This is a genomic window from Pseudomonas sp. XWY-1 (assembly GCF_002953115.1).
Classification (GTDB): Bacteria; Pseudomonadota; Gammaproteobacteria; order Pseudomonadales; family Pseudomonadaceae; genus Aquipseudomonas; species Aquipseudomonas alloputida.
The window spans coordinates 3,395,565-3,413,194 of record NZ_CP026332.1 but is presented as its reverse complement, the minus strand read 5'-3'; the positions used below and the strand labels follow the sequence as shown (position 1 = coordinate 3,413,194).

Below are 17,630 nucleotides of genomic sequence, written 5' to 3'. Positions count from 1 at the left end.
GCCATGTCCAACACCCATTCCCAAGGCCGGGGTGACCTGGCCCACGCTCGTCATGTCGAGGCAGCTCTGCTTGACTACCTGCGCGGGCAGAGTGCTCGCCATGAAGCGCTGGTCATCGCTGCAGTCGGCGAGTTGCGCATCCGTATCGACGCCGCCGACGCGTTGCTGGCACGCGCCGACGCCTCGCAGTCGGCCGCCATCGCTTTTCGTTTGGGCGCCGCCGAGGCCGCGCGCCTGGCCGCGCAGACGCATTTCGAACTGGTGGGCAGTAGTCTGCCGCGTCCGCAGCCGGGCAGCGCCGAACCGGCACTGCCCACTCAACGGCGACTGCTCGGCGACCACTACCTCAACGGCGCCGCCTTGGCAGATCAGCAAAGGGTGCAAGCATGAGTCGAATCCTGACGTTGCTCACCGCCCTGGTGCTGGCATTGGCGGGCGGCCTGACACAAGCCGAGGAGGAGGGCGAGGCCGTGCCGTCGCTGGCCGGCAAGCGCATTGCCGTGAGCATGACTGGCACCAGTCATTACTTCGACATCAAGGCGTTCCAGGCGCAGGTCAATGAGATTAAGCGCCTGGGCGGCACGCCGATCACCCTCGACGCCGGGCGCAACGACCGCAATCTGGTCACACAACTGAACACGGTGGTCACGCAAAAGCCCGATGCGGTGATTCAGACCCTCGGCACCCTGAGCGTGATCGACCCCTGGCTCAAGCGCATCCAGGCAGCAGGCATCCCGCTGTTCACCATTGATGTGCCATCGCAGTACAGCCTCAACAACACCACCTCGGACAACGTCGCGGCCGGCCGCGCGTTGGCCGAACAGCTGGTGCGCGACACCGGCGGCAAGGGCCGCATCCTGGTGTTCAACGGCTTCTACGGGGTGCCGGTCTGTGCGATCCGCTACGACGAGTTGAAGAAGGTACTGGCCGATCATCCGCAATTGCAGATCGTCCAGCCGGAGCTGCGTGACGTGATTCCCAACACCGTGCAGGACGCCCGCAGCCAGATCGCCGCGCTCCTGAACAAGTACCCCAAGGGCGATATCGCCGCCATCTGGTCGGCCTGGGACATCCCTCAGCTCGGCGCCAGCCAGGCGCTGATCGACGCCGGGCGCAGTGAGATCCGCACCTATGGTGTGGACGGCACGCCGGAGGTACTGGAGCTGCTCGCCCCTGACAACTCGCCCATCGGCGCGGTGGTTGCGCAGCAGCCCGACCTGATCGGCCGCACCGCCGTGCGCAACGTTGCCCGCTACCTGGCCGGCCAGCGTGATCTGCCGAAGGAAACCCATGTCGCCGCGCTATTGACGACCCGCGACAACCTGGCTCAGGTCAAGCACCTGCGAGGTGACCAATGAGTGACAACGACTGCTCCGGCATTTCCCGGCGCTGCCTGCTCGGCGCGTCTTCGGCGATGCTCGCTCTCGGGCTTGCCGCACCATTGACCCGCACCATTGCGGCTGGAGCCGACAGCGGTGCCGAGGCCAGTGCCACAGTGCCTTCGCTCAAGGGCAAGCGCATCGCCATCAGCACCGTGGGCACCAGCATCTACTTCGACAGCCGGGCCTTCAAGGCGCAGGTCGAGGAGGTACAGCGCCTGGGCGGCACGCCGATCACCCTGGATGCCGGGCGCAACGACAAGGCCATGGTGACCCAGTTGCAGAATCTGGTGACGCAGAAGCCCGATGCAGTGATTCACACCCTCGGCACGCTGAGCATCATCGAGCCCTGGTTCAAGCGCATCAGCGCCGCCGGCATCCCGCTGTTCACCATCGAGGTGCCGTCGCAGTACGCGGTCAATACGATTTCCGCAGACAACTGGAGCACGGGTTTGCTGCTGGCCAAGCAGTTGGTGGCCGATCTGCGCGGCAAGGGCAGGGTGCTGCTGTTCAATGGCTTCTATGGCGTGCCGAGCTGCGGCATTCGCTATGACCAGTTGAAGCTGGTGAGCAAGTTCTACCCGCAGATCGAGTTCATCCAGCCGGAGTTGCGCGACGTGATTCCCAACACCGTGCAGGATGCCCGCAGTCAGGTTGCCGCCTTGCTCAACAAGTACCCCAAGGGTGAGCTCGACGCGATCTGGGCGGCCTGGGATCTGCCGCAGCTCGGTGCCAGCCAGGCGCTGATCGAAGCCGGGCGCAATGAAGTGCGCACCTATGGCGTCGACGGTACGCCCGAGGTGCTGGAACTGCTGCGCCAGCCCGGCAGCCCGGTGGCTGCAGTGGTGGCGCAGCAGCCTGCGTTGATTGGCCGGACGGCGGTGCATAACGTCGCCCGCTACCTGGCCGGCGAGCACGATCTGCCGCCCGAAACCTTCGTCGAGACCCTGCTGACCACGGCGGGCAACGTCGATGACGTCAAACGCATCCGAGGCGACGCATGAGTACGCCGGTGCTGGAGCTGCGTGGCATCGTCAAGACCTTCGGTGCCACCCGGGCGCTCGACGGCGCCAGCCTGCGGGTGGCGGCGGGCAGCGTGCACGGTCTGGTGGGCGAGAACGGCGCCGGCAAGTCTACGCTGATCAAGGTGCTGGCCGGCATCCACCGCCCGGACGCCGGCAGCCTGCTGCTCGACGGCCAGCCGCACGGGCATTTCAGCCCGCGCCAGGTGGAGCGCCTGGGCATTGGCTTCATCCACCAGGAACGCTTGTTGCCGGCCCGTTTCACCGTGGGTGAAGCCTTGTTCTTCGGCCACGAACGGCGATTCGGGCCCTTGCTCGATCGCCGCTCCCAGCAGCGCGAGGCCGCGCGTCTGCTGGACGACTACTTCGGCCTGCGACTGCCGGCGAATGCGCTGATCGGTGAACTGAGCAGCGCCGAGCAACAGATGGTGCAGATCGTCCGCGCGCTGCTGATCAAACCGCGTGTGCTGGTGTTCGACGAACCCAGCGTGGCCCTGGTGCAGCGTGAGGTGGAGCGTTTGCTGCGGATCGTCCAGCGCCTGCGTGACGATGGCCTGGCGATCGTCTACATCTCCCATTACCTGCAGGAAATCGAGGCCCTGTGCGACCGCGTGACGGTACTGCGCAACGGTCGCGATGTCGCTGAAGTCTCCCCGCGCAACACGTCGCTGGAGCAGATCACCCGCCTGATGGTCAACCGCGAAGTCGGCGAGCTGTACCCCAAGGTAGCGGTGCCTGCCGGTGCGCTGTTGCTCGACGTACGCGGGCTGGGTCGGGCACGGGCCTACCAGGGCATCGACCTGCAGGTGCGCCGTGGCGAGATCGTCGGCCTCACCGGGCTGGTGGGCTCGGGCGCCAAGGAGTTGCTACGCAGCCTGTTCGGCCTGGCGCCACCGGACAGCGGCGAGGTGCGCCTGGACGGGCGACCGTTGTCCTTGCGCAGCCCGCGCGAGGCTGTCGCCCAGGGCGTCGCGCTGATGCCCGAGGAGCGCCGTCGGCAAGGCGTGGCGCTCGATCTGAGCGTGCAGGAGAACACCACCCTGGCGGCACTGTCGCGCTTCGTCCGCCTGGGGCTGCTGTCGCCGGCGCGCGAGCGGCATACCACCCTGGAGCTCATCGAGCGCCTAAGGATCAAGGCCCATGGCGCGCATGCCAAGGTGCGTCAGCTCAGCGGCGGCAATCAGCAGAAGGTGGCGCTGGCCAAGTGGTTCGCGCGGTGTTCCAGCCTGTACCTGCTGGACGAGCCCAGCGTTGGCATCGATGTTGGCGCCAAGGTGGAGATCTATCGGCTGATTGGAGAACTGGTGAAGGAGGGCGCCGGGGTGTTGATCCTCTCGTCCGACCTGCCGGAGTTGATCGGCCTCTGCGACCGCATTCATGTCATGCACCGCGGCGCCATCGCCGCACGTTTCGCCGCTGGCGAGGCGAACAGTGACCGCCTGCTGGCGGTGGCTACCGGCGCGCAACGCGCGCAGAACGAGGAACGACCTTTCTATGCCTATGCCATTGCTATCTGATGCCTTCCACCCGCGATTCGCGCAGTGGCTGCTGCGCCGTGGCGCGCTGCTGGCCTTCGCCGCGATCCTGCTGGCCTTCGCCCTCAGTGCGCCGAACTTCCTCACCCCGAGCAACCTGGTCAATGTGCTGGCCCAGTCGGCGATCCTCGGCAGCCTTGCCTTCGGCCTGACCACGGTGATCATCGGCGGCGGCTCGAACGTGGTGTCCGGTGGGCTTGATCTGTCGCTGGCGGCCAACCTCGGGTTGTCCGCTGCGGTCTATGCCAGCCTGAACAACGCCGGTTTCGGCGATGTTGTCAGCATCGCCGCGACGCTTGGCACTGGCCTGGCCATCGGCACGCTGAATGCGCTGGTGGTGGTCGGTTTCCGTTTGCCGCCGCTGCTGGCAACCCTGGCCACGATGAACCTGGTGGCCGGGCTGGAACTGGTGCTGACCGAAAACACCGTGCTGCCTAGCTCTTCGCCGTTGCTGGAAGGGCTGGCCTTCGGTAGTTGGCTCGGCGTGCCAGCCCTGGCCTGGGTGCTGCTGGCGGTCGGTGGCGTGCTGATCGTGTTGATGCAGTACACGCCATTCGGCCTGCGTCTGTACGCCATCGGCGAATACCCGGAGGCGGCTAATGCCGCTGGCCTGTCGGTGCGTGGCTACGTGTTCGCCAGCTACCTGATCAGCGGTTTGTGCGGCAGCCTGGCCGCGTTTTGTTCGGCGGCCTGGTTCAGCGGCAGCACCACCGGTTCCGGCGAGATGCTGCTGTCGGTGGTGGCCATTGCTTTTCTTGGGGTGATCTTCTCCCAGCGTCTGCAGCCGAGCATCGGTGGCACGCTGCTGGCAACGTTGCTGGTCGGGGTGCTGATCAACGGCTTCCAGCTTCTGAATATTTCCAGCTTCTGGGTCGACGGCGTGCAGGGTGTCCTGATCCTGCTGGTGGTGGCCCTGTCCGGTTTGCGCAACAAGGAGGCCTGAGATGTCCGATTCGTTATCCGCCCCGCAGCCTGCCGGTCTGACCGGGCTCTCTGGCCGGGCGTTGCTGCTCCTGGTCATGCCGACGCTGTTCGCCGCCGTTCTACTGTTCTTCGCGTTGAAGGCACCCGGCTTTCTCACCGTCGGCAACCTGTCCAGCCTGTTATTGAACAATTTCGTGCTGCTGGCCATCGTCGCCATCGGCATGACCTACGCCATCGCTGCGGGTGGCATCGACCTGTCAGTCGGCACTGCGCTGGACTTCTCGGCGCTGACCTTCGTCCTGCTGCTCAATGCCGGCTTCGGGCTCTATGTCGCGATTCCCGGTGGGCTGCTGGCTGGCAGCCTGGCCGGGTTGTTCAATGCCGGGCTGATCGCCGGGCTGCGTATTTCCCCTTTTCTGGCCACCCTTGGCACGCTGTTCATTGGCAGCAGCGTGCAAAAGCTGCTTTCCGATGGCGGACAACCGATCTACCTGGAGGCGCAGGTGCGCAGCGGCTTGGCCAGTGAGCGCTTGCTCGGCGTGCCGCTACCCTTGCTGCTGGTGGCACTGTTGGCGCTGGTGTATGGCGTGGTATTGGCGCGTGGCCGCTTAGGCCGGGAGATCATCGTCCTTGGCAGCCAGCCACTGGTGGCGCGTTATTCGGGCCTGGCGCAGCGACGTATCGCTGCCCTGGTGTTCATCGCCAGTGCCTTTGCCAGCGCGCTGGCGGGCATCCTGCTGCCGGCCACGGTGAACGCCTACGCGCCGATGTCCGGCAATGCCTTCCTGATGAATGCCATCGGTGCGGTCTTCATAGGTGCCACGCTGAGCCTGCACAACCGGGTCAACGTACCCGGTACACTGCTCGGTGTGCTATTTCTCAACGTCACGGCCAACGGTCTGCTGCTGATCGGCTGGAATTTCTTCTGGCAGCAGGTGGCCACCGGCGTTCTGATTCTCTCGGTTCTGCTGTTCAGTTTTGCCAGTCGGCGACTCGGCGCTGGCTAGTTCTGGCGTTCCGGGCGAAACGCCAGTGTCGTGACGAGGCCTGGGGGTGTGCCCCAGGCCATGCTTTCAGGACTGTTTGGCACCGCCACCGATCTGCCAGACATAGGGCGGTTCGCTACCATTGACGTGCCAGTCGCCGATGATGCGTTCCTTGTAGATCACCGGGTTGTGCGAGGCAGCAGTACGGGCGTTGCGCCAGTGGCGATCGAGCTGTTTGGTGGTGCTGGTACCGGAGGCGCCGAGGGTGTTGAACAGGTCGCTGGTGGCACGCAGTACCCATTCGATGGCCGCCACCTGGGCCTGGGCCGATTCCAGTTCGGCGGCGATGTTGGCCTTGCGCTCGGCGTTCTTGTCATTGCCGAAACGCGCCAGGTAGGCTTGCTGCGCGGCCTCGCTGGCGCGCAGGGTGCCTGCCTCGGCGGCGTAGATCAGCCCGGAGGCCTTGCCGATAACCTGCAATACCTGTGGATCCTCGCTTACCGCTGCGCCATTGCCATGGCTGAACACGCGCGTGCGCTTGCTGGTTTCCTGGCTGAAGTCACGCACGGCGGCGCGGCCGGAACCGACGATGACGGCGAGCAGCACCAGTTGGTAGAAGGCCGTCTGGTATTTGAAGCGGGTGGCGAAGTCGATGATGTTCTCTTCCTCGACCACCGCGTTCTCGAACACCGAGGTGCCGCTGCCGGTGGTGCGCTGGCCAAAACCATCCCAGTCGTCGCTCTGGGTGATCCCGGGTTGGTGGGTACGGATCGCTGCGATCACGTCGCCACCGGTGTCGTCTCGGCGGGCGAACAGGTCGATCCAGTCGGAGAAGAGGCTGCCGGTGCTGTAGTACTTGGTGCCATTGACCACCCACTGATCACCCTGGCGCGACACCCGGGTGCTGACGTCGCCGATCTTCACTGCGCCCACCTCCGTCCAGGCGCAGCCCACCAGATCCCCGTCGACGAAGCGTTTGAACCAGACGTCCTGTGGGGTGCTGGCATGGGCGTTGAGGCGATCCTCGACAAAAGCAAAATGCCCGCGCAGTGCCTGCGGCACATTGGAGTCCGCTTCGGCCAGTTCGATCAGCAGCTGGAACAACTGTGGCAGGGAAGCGCCGGCACCGCCCTGTTCGACGGGTACACGCACGGCGCCGAAGCCGGCTTCCTTGAGCCACTGGATGGGCTCATGGGGCAGGGTGCGGTTGCGCTCGCGTGCCACGCTGGATTCGGCGATGCGGGTAAAGATGGGGCGGAAGCGGGCGGCAAGGGATTCGTAGTGGGTACCGGTAGACAGGTGGGGCAGTGGGGCTTGGGCGGTCATCGCAGTTCTCCTCGATTGATGCGATTGCTGACGGCGATGCTCTCGCAAACTTCGTGCCTTGCAGTGAATGCCTTTTAAATCAATGGGTTGTGATCATTCTGGTGGGGCGGGCTGTTCGCTCGCCGACAGCTTGCTGAATGACTGTTGGTGGGCGGTCAATTGCGTTTTCCGGGGCAACTGTTGGCCGAGGGTCAGTGGTTCAACAGCTTGTTGGCCAAAAGACAGTTCAGGCTGCTAGCGCTAGCGTTCAAGTACTTGAATTTAAAGATTTTTATGGATTGGCACGGTTGCTGCTGAAGCTCCCTCAGGTAATGCCCGCTGGGCAAGGAGGGATGAGCATGAACGCACGTGTTATCAGGGTCGTGGTGGTGTCCGGCAGCCTGCGGGCTCCATCACGCACCCATGGTCTGCTGCAGGCCCTGGTGGAGCGGCTGCCGGCCGTGTTGCCGAAGCTGGAGGTGCACTGGGTGCGCATCGCCGAGTTGTCCGCCAGCCTGGCCGGTTCGCTGGAGCGCGATAGCGCCTCGGCTGACCTGCAACCGCATTTGCAGGCCATCGAGCAAGCCGACCTGCTACTGGTCGGCAGCCCGGTGTATCGCGCGTCCTACACCGGTTTGTTCAAGCACCTGTTCGACCTGGTCGATTACCAGTCGCTCAAGGGCGTGCCCGTGGTGCTTGCCGCCACCGGTGGTAGCGAGCGACATGCCTTGATGATCGATCACCAGTTGCGCCCGCTATTCGCTTTCTTCCAGGCCCACACCCTGCCGTACGGCCTGTACGCCAGTGTCGAGTCTTTCGACGATCAGCGCCTGGCTGACCCTGCGCAGCTCGAACGGATCGAGCGGGTACTCGATACCGTCGGCGCCTTCTTTCATATCCCGGTCGCCCGCGCGGCCTGACTTTCCGAGTTACAGGAGACATCGCCATGAGCCAACCGATCAAATTCGCCTACTGGGTTCCTAACGTCAGCGGTGGCCTCGTTGTCAGCAAGATCGAACAACGCACCAGCTGGGACATCGATTACAACCGCAAGCTGGCGCAGATTGCCGAGCGTTCCGGGTTCGAGTACGCGCTTTCGCAGATCCGCTTCACCGCCGGCTATGGCGCTGACAACCAGCACGAGTCGGTAACCATCAGCCACGCGCTGCTGGCCGCCACCGAAAAACTCAAGGTGATCGCCGCGATCCTGCCCGGACCCTGGACGCCGGTATTGGCAGCCAAGCAATTGGCAAGCATCGACCAGTTCACCGCGGGCCGCATCGCCATCAACGTGGTGTCCGGCTGGTTCAAGGGCGAGTTCCGCGCCATCGGCGAGCCATGGCTGGACCATGACGAGCGCTATCGCCGATCCGAGGAGTTCATTCGTGCGCTGAAGGGCATCTGGACGCAGGACAATTTCAGCTTCCACGGCGATTTCTACCGTTTCAACGATTACACCCTCAAGCCCAAGCCGCTGCAGCAACCGCACCCGGAAATCTTCCAGGGCGGGAGCTCACGGGCCGCGCGCGACATGGCCTCGAGGGTCTCCGACTGGTACTTCACCAATGGCAACAGTGTCGAGGGCATCAAGACCCAGGTCGACGATATCCGCACCAAGGCAGCGGCCAACGGGCATTCGGTGAAGGTCGGGGTAAACGCTTTCATCATCGCCCGCGACACCGAGGAAGAGGCCCGCGCGGTGCTGGCAGAGATCATCGCCAAGGCCGACCCGGAGGCGGTCAACGGCTTTGGCAGTGAAGTGAAGAACGCCGGTGCGGCCAGCCCGGAAGGCGAGGGCAATTGGGCCAAGTCGACCTTCGAAGACCTGGTGCAGTACAACGACGGCTTCAAGACCAACCTGATCGGTACGCCACGGCAGATCGCCGAGCGCATCGTCGCGCTCAAGGCGGTCGGCGTCGACCTGATCCTCTCCGGCTTCCTGCACTTCCAGGAAGAGGTCGAATACTTCGGCAAGCATGTGTTGCCGCTGGTGCGCGAACTGGAGCAGGAGCAGCATGCCTCCCTCGCTGTGGCCTGAGGTGCGTGGCCATGCATGAGGCGCTCGCGGACAACCTGCCGGCCAGCTTGCTGGCCCGGGCACATCAACGTGGGGCGGACGTTGCGTTGCGCCACAAGCGTCTAGGCCTGTGGCAGGCGCGCGGCTGGGCGCAACTGCTGGCCGAGGTGCAGAGCCTGGCCACCGGGCTGCGCGAGGCCGGCTTCGCGGTCGGCGACAGCCTGCTGATCGTCAGCCGGCCGCGCCCTGAGGCGCTGCTGGCAAGCCTGGCGGCGCAGTGGCTGGGCGGCGTCGCGGCACTGCTCGACCCGCTGATGACCGACACGGAGCAACTGACGCTGTTGCGTGAACTGCAGGCCGGGTTCGTCTTTGCCGAAGGTCAGGAGGAGGTCGAGCGGGTGCTGGCGAGCGGTCATGTGCCGGCATTGCTGTTCTACGCCGATGGCCGTGGCCTGGCGGATTCCGGGTTGCCTAATTACGCTCGCCTGGCCGCGCAGTTGCCCGATCCTGCCTTGCCGGTGCAGGCGCAGAGCGAGCGCCCAGCGTTCAGCTTTCACCGGCTGGATGCCGATGGCCAGGTTCAGCAGCACGGGCTCAGCCATGCAGAGGTGCTGGGCGAGGGGCGTCGGCTGGTCGAACAGGAGCGCCTGACGGCGGCCGAGGAAGCCTTGGCCTCCCGCAACTTCGCCACCAGCGGCCAGGCCCGCTACCTGCTGGCGCCTTGGCTGCTGGCAGGCTTTCGGATGAATTTTCCGGAGAGCCTGGCGACCCGCGACACCGACCGCCGTGAACTCGGCCCGACCCTGGTACTCGGCACCCACGACAGCTACGGCCGCCTGTATGCACTGGCGCAACAGCGTCTACCGCTGCCGGGCAGCCTGCTGCGGCGCGGGCTGGAATGGGCGCTTGACGCGCGCGGTGGGTTGCTGCGCAACGGCCTTGGCCACGTGTTGCTGCGTCGGCCGCTGCGCGATGTGCTGGGCCTGAGCCGCACCCGGGTGCCGCTGCTGGTCGGTGAGGCCCTGCCGGGCGAGGTGCAGGCGTTCTTCGCCGCCCTTGGGGTGGCGCCGCGTATCTGGCGGGAGGCGCCCCGCTGGCAGGCCGTGCGCAGCCCTCGTTCATCCCTCGCTGCTCGGTCGCAAAGCCGGGTTCAGCCCGTCTGAGGAGTGTTCATGTCGAATTCCCCGTTGTTGGAGCTGGAGGGCATCAGCCTGTCGTTCAAGGGTGTGAAGGCCATCAGCGACATCGGCTTCAGCGTCGCCGAAGGCGAGATCTGTGCGCTGATCGGGCCCAATGGCGCGGGCAAGAGCTCGCTGCTGAACATCATCAATGGCGTCTACCGGGCGCAGCAGGGGCGTATTCGTTTTGCCGGGCAGCAGCGTCGGGTGATGCACCCACATGCAGCGGCACGCAGCGGCATCGCTCGCACCTTCCAGAACATCGCGCTGTTCAAGGGCATGAGCGTGCTCGACAACGTGCTCACCGGGCGCAACCTCAAGCGCCGCAGTTCCTGGCTGGAGCAGGCGTTGCGCATCGGCCGCGCGCCGGGCGAGGACGATCGCCAACGCGCCGCCGCCGAGCGGGTCATCGAGTTTCTGCGCATCCAGCCGTGGCGTGACGAAATCGTTGGCACCTTGCCCTATGGCCTGCAGAAGCGGGTCGAGCTGGCCCGTGCGCTGGCCGCCGAGCCTCGCTTGCTGCTGCTCGACGAGCCGATGGCCGGGATGAATGCCGAGGAGAAGCGCGAAATGAGCCGCTTCATCGTCGAGATCAACCGTGAGTTCGGCATGACGGTGGTGCTGATCGAGCACGACATCGGCGTGGTCATGGGCATTTCCCACCATGTGGTGGTGCTCGATTACGGCCGCAAGATCGGCGACGGCTCCCCCGAGCAGGTTCGCCGCAACCCCGACGTGATCGCGGCCTATCTGGGTGGCCGGCCGGCGGCAGCTTCGGGGCTGTTCCCACACAGGAGCGCGACATGGCATTCTTTTTCGAAGTGCTGATCGGTGGCCTGCTGGCCGGGGTGATGTACTCCCTGGTGGCCATCGGCTTCGTGCTGATCTACAAAGCCAGCGGTGTGTTCAACTTCGCCCAGGGGGCGATGGTACTGTTCGCCGCGCTGACCTTCGTCAGCCTGCTGGAGCGCGGCGTGCCGTTCTGGCTGTCTTTTCTCGTCACCCTGGCGACGATGATCGCCCTGGCGCTGCTGATCGAACGGGCGGTACTGCGGCCATTGGTCGGGCGTTCGCCGATTACCCTGTTCATGGCCACGCTCGGCCTGGCCTACATCATCGAGGGCGCCGCCCAGGCCCTGTGGGGCGCTCAGGTTCACGGCCTGGAGCTGGCCATCAGCGACGCGCCGCTGGAACTGGGTGGCTTGCTGCTGTCGCAGTTCGACCTGTTCGCCGCCGCAACGGCGGCGGCCCTGGTGGTGCTACTGTCCTTGCTGTTCAACCGCACGCGCATCGGCCTGGCGCTGCGTGCGGTGGCTGACGATCCCCGCGCGGCGATGAGCGTCGGTATCCGCCTGCCGAGGGTGTGGGCGGTGGTCTGGGCGGTGGCCGGGTTCGTCGGGCTGGTCGCCGGGCTGCTCTGGGGCGCGCGCCTGGGGGTGCAGTTTTCGCTCTCGCTGGTGGTGCTCAAGGCCCTGCCGGTGCTGATCATCGGCGGCTTCACCTCGATCAGCGGGGCGATCGTCGGCGGCCTGATCATCGGCGCTTCGGAGAAGCTCGCCGAGGTGTATCTCGGGCCGCTCATCGGCGGCGGCATCGAAAACTGGTTTCCCTATGTGCTGGCCCTGCTGTTCCTGCTGGTGCGTCCGGCTGGGCTGTTCGGCGAGCGCGCCATCGAGCGAGTCTGAGGAGCGTCGATCATGCTGTATCGAGAAGCGGGCCAGTTCAGCGTGCGTTACGCCGACGACCGACGATTCTTCCGCCTGCGCCAGGATCGGCTGGGCCTGGCGGCCTTGGTCCTGTTCGCCTTCATCGGCGTGCCGTTGCTGGGCAACGATTACTGGTTCAGTGCCATCCTGATCCCATTTCTACTGCTGTCGCTGGCCGGCCTAGGGCTGAACCTGCTGACCGGTTATGCCGGGCAACTGTCCTTGGGTTCGGCGGCGTTCATGGCAGTAGGTGCCTTCGCGGCCTATAATTTCGAGCTGCGCGTGGCGTGGCTGCCGCTGCTCGCCAGCCTGCTGCTCGGCGGCCTGGTGGCGGCGCTGGTGGCTGTGGTGTTCGGCCTGCCGAGCCTGCGCATCAAGGGCTTCTATCTGCTGGTGTCGACACTGGCGGCGCAGTTCTTCGTGCCATGGGCGTTGACCCGCTTCAGTTGGTTCAGCAACGACAGTGCCTCGGGGGTGATCAGCGCGCCGCCACTGCTGATGGCCGGGTATGACTTTTCGTCGCCGGCCGGGCGCTACCTGCTGACCCTGGCGGTGGTCAGCGCGCTGTTCTGGCTGGGCGCCAACCTGGTGCGCAGCGAACTGGGGCGCAACTGGATGGCGGTGCGCGACATGGACACCGCCGCCGCAGTGATCGGCATCCCCCTGTTGAAGACCAAACTGCTGGCTTTTGCCATCAGCGGCTTCTACCTCGGCGTGGCCGGTTCGCTCTGGGCCTTCACCTACCTGGGCACGGTGGAGCCACACGGCTTCGACCTGAACCGCTCGTTCCAGATCCTGTTCATCATCATTATCGGCGGCCTGGGCAGCATCCTCGGGAACTTCCTCGGCGCCGCCTTCATCGTGCTGTTCCCGGTGCTGCTGTCGAACCTGGCCGGGTTGCTGCCGACCGGGCTGATCGATGCCGGACAGATAGAGAACCTGCAGAAGATGGCCTTCGGCACGCTGATCATCATCTTCCTGATCAAGGAACCGGAGGGCCTGGCGCGCCTCTGGCAACGCTTTCGCGAGCGCACTCGGCGTTGGCCGTTGCGCCACTGAGCGAACCTTCGCACCGGGCTTCGCCCGCCTTATGTCACTGCCCACTGATTTGTAAAGGATAACCACGATGTCGACCCGATCCGTCCTCGGCCGCCTGGCGCTGGCCGTGAGCCTAGCGGCCGGTGCACTCAACGTGCACGCGGCCAACGAACAGTATTTCCCCCTGCAGAGCTACCGCGTTGGCCCCTATGCCGCAGGTGGCACCGGTTTCTTCGGTGGTTTTATCGATTACCTCAAGTACGTCAACGCCCAAGGCGGCGTGAATGGTGTCAAGCTGACCTGGAGCGAGTGCGAGACTGAATACGTCGTGGAGAAGGGGGTGGAGTGCTACGAGCGCCTCAAGGGTGGGCTCAACGGCGCACCGGCTGCCGCCACCAATCCGCTGTCGGTGGGTATCGCGTATGCCACCCTGGAACGCTCCACGGCCGACAAGCTGCCGCTGATCACCATCAACCATGGGCGTACCGACTCCACCGATGGCAGCGTGTTCCCTTACGTCTTCCCGCTGCAGCTCAATCCCTATTCCGAGGTATCGGCCATCGTCAACTGGATCGCTCAGCAGGCAGGCGGCGAGCAGGGCCTCAAGGGCAAGAAGATCGTCACGCTCTTTCACGGTTCGCCCTATGGCAAGGAAACCAACGAGGTGCTGCAGGCCCTGGCGGACAAGTACGGTTTCGAGTTGGTCCTGCTTGAGGTGCCGCACCCCGGTAACGAGCAACAATCGCAGTGGCTGAACATCCGCCGCCTGAAGCCGGACTGGGTCATCCTGCGCGGCTGGGGCGTGATGAACCCGGTGGCGCTGAAGACTGCGCAGAAGGTCGGTTTCCCTGCCGACCGCATCATCGGCAATATCTGGAGCAATTCCGAGGAAGACGCGGCGCCTGCCGGTGCCGCGGCCAAGGGCTTCATCGCCATCACCACGCATCCGTCCGGTACCGAGTTCCCGGTGCTGCAGGGCATCGAACAGGCGGTGGTGGACAAGGGCCAAGGCGACCTGGCCGATCCGAAGCGCTTCGGCACCGTTTACTACAACCTCGGCGTGGTCAACGGCATCCTCAACGTCGAGGCATTGCGTCTGGCTCAGGAGAAGTTCGGCAGGCAACCGCTGAGTGGCGAGCAGGTGCGTTGGGGCTTCGAACACCTGAACCTGGACGATACCCGCCTGCAGGCACTCGGTGCCAAGGGGCTGGTGCAGCCGCTGAAACTGTCCTGCTCCGACCATGAAGGCGGTGGTGCGGTGCGCTTCCAGCAGTGGGACGGGCAGAAGTGGAAACTGATCAGCGACTGGGTACAGGCCGACCGCGCGTTTTTGCGGCCGATCATCGAGGCCTCGTCGCATCAATATGCCATAGAGAAGGGTATCACCCCGCGTGATTGCAGCCAGGAAGGCTGATCGCGCGGGCAGGGCCGGTGGCGTCCCCCCGGCCTGTCTTCAGCCCTGCGCAGTTCGGGCGCCGCTTCCAGTCTGTTGCGATTCGCCATTTGGCGCGGCCATGCGCTTCTGTCCTTCGCAACCCTCTTGGCGCAGTTGGCAAGGGGGGCAATCGTTCGTGGCGGCCTCTCAGATTGATAGTTGTATCGCCCGCTCAGGGCGCATCTGGGGCTCTGGCCGGCGCCGATTGACCACCAGTTCGCCGATGGCGATCAGTCGGGCGCGGGTGATGTTGCGGCTCAGGCCCAGCAGACTGGCCGTGTGCACCTGGTTGCAGTGGCAGAAACGATAGGCACTGCGTAGCAGGGTGTCCTCGACCTTCTCGTGCAGGCTGCCGGCCTGCTCCTCGAACAGGCGCTGAAAGGCACGCAGCAACTGCTCTTCGGCGCTTTCGGCGGTGCTCACCGGCGACTTGTCCTGGCGCTCGATACGCAGGTGCGACAGGCGCAGGTCGTCGTCCTGCACCAGGCCATTGCGGCACACCAGCAGGGTGTGGTGGATGACGTTTTCCAGCTCGCGGATGTTGCCGGGCCAGTCGTAGCTCACCAGCTTGCGTTCGGCCTCGGGGGACAGGCGCACTTCGCCGTAACCCAGGCGGTTGCAGTAGGTCTTGATGAAGTGTCGGGTCAGCGGCAGGATGTCGCCCGGGCGTTCTCGCAGCGGGTAGAGTTGCAGGCTGACCACGTTGAGGCGGTAGTACAGGTCTTCGCGGAAGTTGCCGGCAGCGATGGCCTTGTCCAGTTGCACGTTGGTGGCGGCGACCACGCGCACGTCGATGGGGATGCTCTTGCGCGAGCCCAGGCGCACCACTTCACGCTCCTGCAGCACGCGCAACAGCTTGACCTGTATGGCCATGGGCAGGTCGCCGATTTCGTCGAGGAACAGCGTGCCGCCGTTGCCCTCCTCGAACCAGCCGGCCTTGGCCGCCAGGGCGCCGGTGAAGGCGCCTTTCTCGTGGCCGAACAGCTCGGCCTCTACCAGCGACTCCGAAAAGGCGCCACAGTTCACCGCGACGAAGGGGCCGTTGCGCCGTCCGCTGAGGTTGTGTATGTGGCGTGCGACCAGCTCCTTGCCCGTGCCGGTCTCGCCGATGATCAGGACGCTGGCCTCGCTGGGGGCGACCTGTTGCAGGTGGGCGAGCAGCGCCTGCGATCTAGCGTCTTCGAAGACCTGTGCGGTCGCCCGGATCGAGGTGGCCAGTGACGGCGAAGGGGGGAGGGTCAGCAACTGCATGGCGATTCCTATGAGTAGAAAGATGGGGTGGGTCGCGTCTGGCTCAGTGCCCACTCACCCAGCTCGTGGAGTTTGTAGTCCAGCGGGTCGTGCAGGCTCTGGGTACGCAGGTTGCGCCAGTAGCGATCGAGGCGTAGCGAGGCGTGGGTCGCACGTGCGCCAGTGACCTCGAACAGGCGGTTGCAGATGTCCAGGCCAGTGCGTGCCGCCGCCACCTTGGCCGTGGCGATGGCCAGCGCCAGTTGCGCACGCTCTTCGGCGCCGAGCGCGTGCTCCTTGTGCCAGGCCGCGTCGAGTTGCGTCGCGGCGCGCTCCACCAGCAGGCGCACGCCTTCCAGACCGACCCAGAACTCGCCGTAGTGGCGCAGGATGTAAGGGTCTTCGCTGACATGTCGGGCTTTGGAGCGGAACCACGGGCGGCCTTCCTTCAACGTGTAATGGCGGGCCTCTTCCAGAGCGCCTTCGGTGATACCAAGGAATACGTTGGCGAAATGCAACTGGGCGATCAGCGGGCGCAGGCTGGCGAAGGGTGTGCTCAGCGGGCCGGGGTCGAGAAGCATCTCGTTCTCTTCGACGCGCACGCGCTCGAAAGTAGCGCTGCCGCTGTCGGTCTGGCGCTGGCCCATGTTGTTCCAGTCATCATGCAGTGTGATACCGGTCCGGCCGCTGGGGATGGCAGCGATCAGCAGCTTGCCGCCAGCACTTTCATCGACTGCCGAGGCAATCAGCATTTCCGAGTCGCTGGCGCCTGAGCAGAAACTCTTCTTGCCGGAAAACTCGTACCAACCGTCGAAGCGTGTGAGTACGGTGCGGCTGTCCAGGGGGTTGAGCGCATTGCCCCAGAACCAGTTCTTGCGCGCGGTCTGCTCGAACCAGGGTTGCCACTGATCGCGACGGGAGAACAGGCGCACGGTAGCCAGCATCAGGTGCTGAAAGCCGAAGACGTGGGCGATGGAACTGTCGACCCGGGCGAATTCGCGCACCACCTCCAGGGTTTCGCTCCAGCTGGCGCCGAGGCCGCCGAACTGGGTGGGTATGCTCAGCGCCAACAAGCCGCTCTGGCGGATAGCGTCGCGCTGGGCCTTGGGTGTGCCGCCGGCCTCGTCGCGCTCGACGGCGGTTTCGGCGAACGCCGTAGCTAGGCGACGTGCAGTCTGCAAGGGGCTGAGCACGGCAGGTCGTAGAGGGGTTGTCACTCGGCATTCCTCGCTGGCGGGTGGGATGGCGGATAGGGGGAATTTCATAGCGGCGCCTCAGGCAATTTGCTCAGCACATGCGCTTGGCGGTGGAAGAGGGCTGCGGTGCGTTCTGCGGCTAGCGGGATGCGGGCCTGCAGAGGCTGGAAGAAACTCAACAGCGGGTGCAGCTGCAACAGCACCTGGGATTGGCCGGAGGTAGGCAATGACGTTGGCATAAGAAACTTCAACCCTCCAGCACGGTTACCCCGATTCATCGCGGGTCTGATGAAAGTATAAAAGTTGATTAATATCTCTAAAAATAATAAAAAATAATATTTATATTTCTTGGTAGAATATCTGTTCATTGCAAATGCAATGGCATCACAAGGCTGCCAAAGCTTTCGATCAACTGAGACCGCAGGCGTGTTCCTCGCTGTTTCCCACACAACAGCAGCCATGCAATGTTGCTGCCTCTTCAACACCATGCCGTCATGACAAGAACCCTTCTCGCGCTTGAGTACGCGGGGTTTGGCCGATTGGCATGGAGTCTGCTTCGTTGCCCTGGAATCCATTGAATCCCAGGGGGCGACGTGATCGCTGATAAATATCCACTGATTGCCAACGACCCTTTGGAAACCCCTGCGCGGGTCAGCGCAGACTCCCTTGGCTCTGCATC

Annotated in this window: 17 protein-coding genes; 13 read left to right on the top strand and 4 right to left on the bottom strand. The window is 64.6% G+C overall.

Features of this window, described 5'->3' with window-relative positions; genetic code table 11:
* Positions 1 to 3 precede the first annotated feature (3 nt).
* From PRJ_RS15845 to PRJ_RS15820, 6 genes are read left to right on the top strand one after another with little or no spacing between them, the layout of a single operon-like run.
* The gene (locus PRJ_RS15845; RefSeq protein WP_003253982.1) at positions 4 to 390 is read left to right on the top strand and encodes a hypothetical protein; all 387 of its coding nucleotides are present in this window, start codon (positions 4 to 6) and stop codon (positions 388 to 390) included.
* The gene (locus PRJ_RS15840; RefSeq protein ID WP_003253981.1) at positions 387 to 1,358 is read left to right on the top strand and encodes a sugar ABC transporter substrate-binding protein; all 972 of its coding nucleotides are present in this window, start codon (positions 387 to 389) and stop codon (positions 1,356 to 1,358) included. The genes PRJ_RS15845 and PRJ_RS15840 overlap by 4 nt, the downstream gene beginning before the upstream one ends.
* On the top strand, positions 1,355 to 2,383 hold the full coding sequence (locus tag PRJ_RS15835; protein ID WP_104961909.1) for a sugar ABC transporter substrate-binding protein: 1,029 nt from the start codon (positions 1,355 to 1,357) through the stop codon (positions 2,381 to 2,383). Before PRJ_RS15840 ends, PRJ_RS15835 begins: the two co-directional genes overlap by 4 nt.
* On the top strand, positions 2,380 to 3,918 hold the full coding sequence (locus PRJ_RS15830; RefSeq protein WP_104961908.1) for a sugar ABC transporter ATP-binding protein: 1,539 nt from the start codon (positions 2,380 to 2,382) through the stop codon (positions 3,916 to 3,918). The genes PRJ_RS15835 and PRJ_RS15830 overlap by 4 nt, the downstream gene beginning before the upstream one ends.
* Positions 3,902 to 4,879, top strand: a complete 978-nt coding sequence (locus PRJ_RS15825; protein WP_020191473.1) for an ABC transporter permease — start codon at positions 3,902 to 3,904, stop codon at positions 4,877 to 4,879. The genes PRJ_RS15830 and PRJ_RS15825 overlap by 17 nt, the downstream gene beginning before the upstream one ends.
* Before the next feature lies 1 nt (position 4,880).
* Positions 4,881 to 5,867 carry an ABC transporter permease gene (locus PRJ_RS15820; RefSeq protein ID WP_104961907.1) on the top strand — a complete coding sequence of 329 codons (987 nt, stop codon included), beginning with the start codon at positions 4,881 to 4,883 and terminating at the stop codon, positions 5,865 to 5,867.
* Positions 5,868 to 5,933: 66 nt separating this feature from the next.
* On the opposite strand, the gene PRJ_RS15815 is transcribed toward PRJ_RS15820, so the two are convergent.
* Complete coding sequence (locus PRJ_RS15815; RefSeq protein ID WP_104961906.1) at positions 5,934 to 7,172, bottom strand: acyl-CoA dehydrogenase family protein; 1,239 nt, start codon at positions 7,170 to 7,172, stop codon at positions 5,934 to 5,936.
* A 338-nt stretch (positions 7,173 to 7,510) separates the two neighbouring features.
* Between PRJ_RS15815 and msuE the strand changes: the two genes are divergently transcribed.
* The 7 genes from msuE to PRJ_RS15780 all read left to right on the top strand — a co-directional run bounded on the left by msuE (position 7,511) and on the right by PRJ_RS15780 (position 14,504).
* Positions 7,511 to 8,071 carry an FMN reductase gene (gene msuE / locus PRJ_RS15810; protein WP_104961905.1) on the top strand — a complete coding sequence of 187 codons (561 nt, stop codon included), beginning with the start codon at positions 7,511 to 7,513 and terminating at the stop codon, positions 8,069 to 8,071.
* Between the two features lie 26 nt (positions 8,072 to 8,097).
* On the top strand, positions 8,098 to 9,189 hold the full coding sequence (gene sfnG, locus PRJ_RS15805) for a dimethylsulfone monooxygenase SfnG (RefSeq protein WP_014756375.1): 1,092 nt from the start codon (positions 8,098 to 8,100) through the stop codon (positions 9,187 to 9,189).
* An 11-nt stretch (positions 9,190 to 9,200) separates the two neighbouring features.
* Positions 9,201 to 10,331, top strand: coding sequence for an AMP-binding protein (locus tag PRJ_RS15800; protein ID WP_104961904.1), 1,131 nt, complete (start codon positions 9,201 to 9,203; stop codon positions 10,329 to 10,331).
* Between the two features lie 9 nt (positions 10,332 to 10,340).
* Positions 10,341 to 11,174 carry an ABC transporter ATP-binding protein gene (locus tag PRJ_RS15795; protein ID WP_104961903.1) on the top strand — a complete coding sequence of 278 codons (834 nt, stop codon included), beginning with the start codon at positions 10,341 to 10,343 and terminating at the stop codon, positions 11,172 to 11,174.
* Entirely contained in the window at positions 11,150 to 12,031 is an 882-nt protein-coding gene (locus tag PRJ_RS15790) for a branched-chain amino acid ABC transporter permease (protein ID WP_012052698.1), read from the top strand. Before PRJ_RS15795 ends, PRJ_RS15790 begins: the two co-directional genes overlap by 25 nt.
* A gap of 12 nt (positions 12,032 to 12,043) precedes the next feature.
* The gene (locus tag PRJ_RS15785; protein ID WP_003253970.1) at positions 12,044 to 13,111 is read left to right on the top strand and encodes a branched-chain amino acid ABC transporter permease; all 1,068 of its coding nucleotides are present in this window, start codon (positions 12,044 to 12,046) and stop codon (positions 13,109 to 13,111) included.
* Positions 13,112 to 13,178: 67 nt separating this feature from the next.
* Complete coding sequence (locus PRJ_RS15780; RefSeq protein ID WP_104961902.1) at positions 13,179 to 14,504, top strand: ABC transporter substrate-binding protein; 1,326 nt, start codon at positions 13,179 to 13,181, stop codon at positions 14,502 to 14,504.
* A 168-nt stretch (positions 14,505 to 14,672) separates the two neighbouring features.
* Here PRJ_RS15780 and PRJ_RS15775 read toward each other — a convergent pair whose 3' ends face one another.
* The 3 genes from PRJ_RS15775 to PRJ_RS29855 are packed head-to-tail and all read right to left on the bottom strand — an operon-like array spanning position 14,673 to position 17,412.
* Complete coding sequence (locus PRJ_RS15775; protein ID WP_003253968.1) at positions 14,673 to 15,776, bottom strand: sigma-54-dependent Fis family transcriptional regulator; 1,104 nt, start codon at positions 15,774 to 15,776, stop codon at positions 14,673 to 14,675.
* Between the two features lie 8 nt (positions 15,777 to 15,784).
* Positions 15,785 to 16,972, bottom strand: coding sequence for an acyl-CoA dehydrogenase family protein (locus PRJ_RS15770; RefSeq protein ID WP_004576530.1), 1,188 nt, complete (start codon positions 16,970 to 16,972; stop codon positions 15,785 to 15,787).
* Positions 16,973 to 17,016: 44 nt separating this feature from the next.
* A complete protein-coding gene (locus PRJ_RS29855) occupies positions 17,017 to 17,412 on the bottom strand; it encodes a hypothetical protein (RefSeq protein WP_147429981.1) in 396 nt (131 codons plus the stop codon).
* Between the last annotated feature and the right edge of the window lie 218 nt (positions 17,413 to 17,630).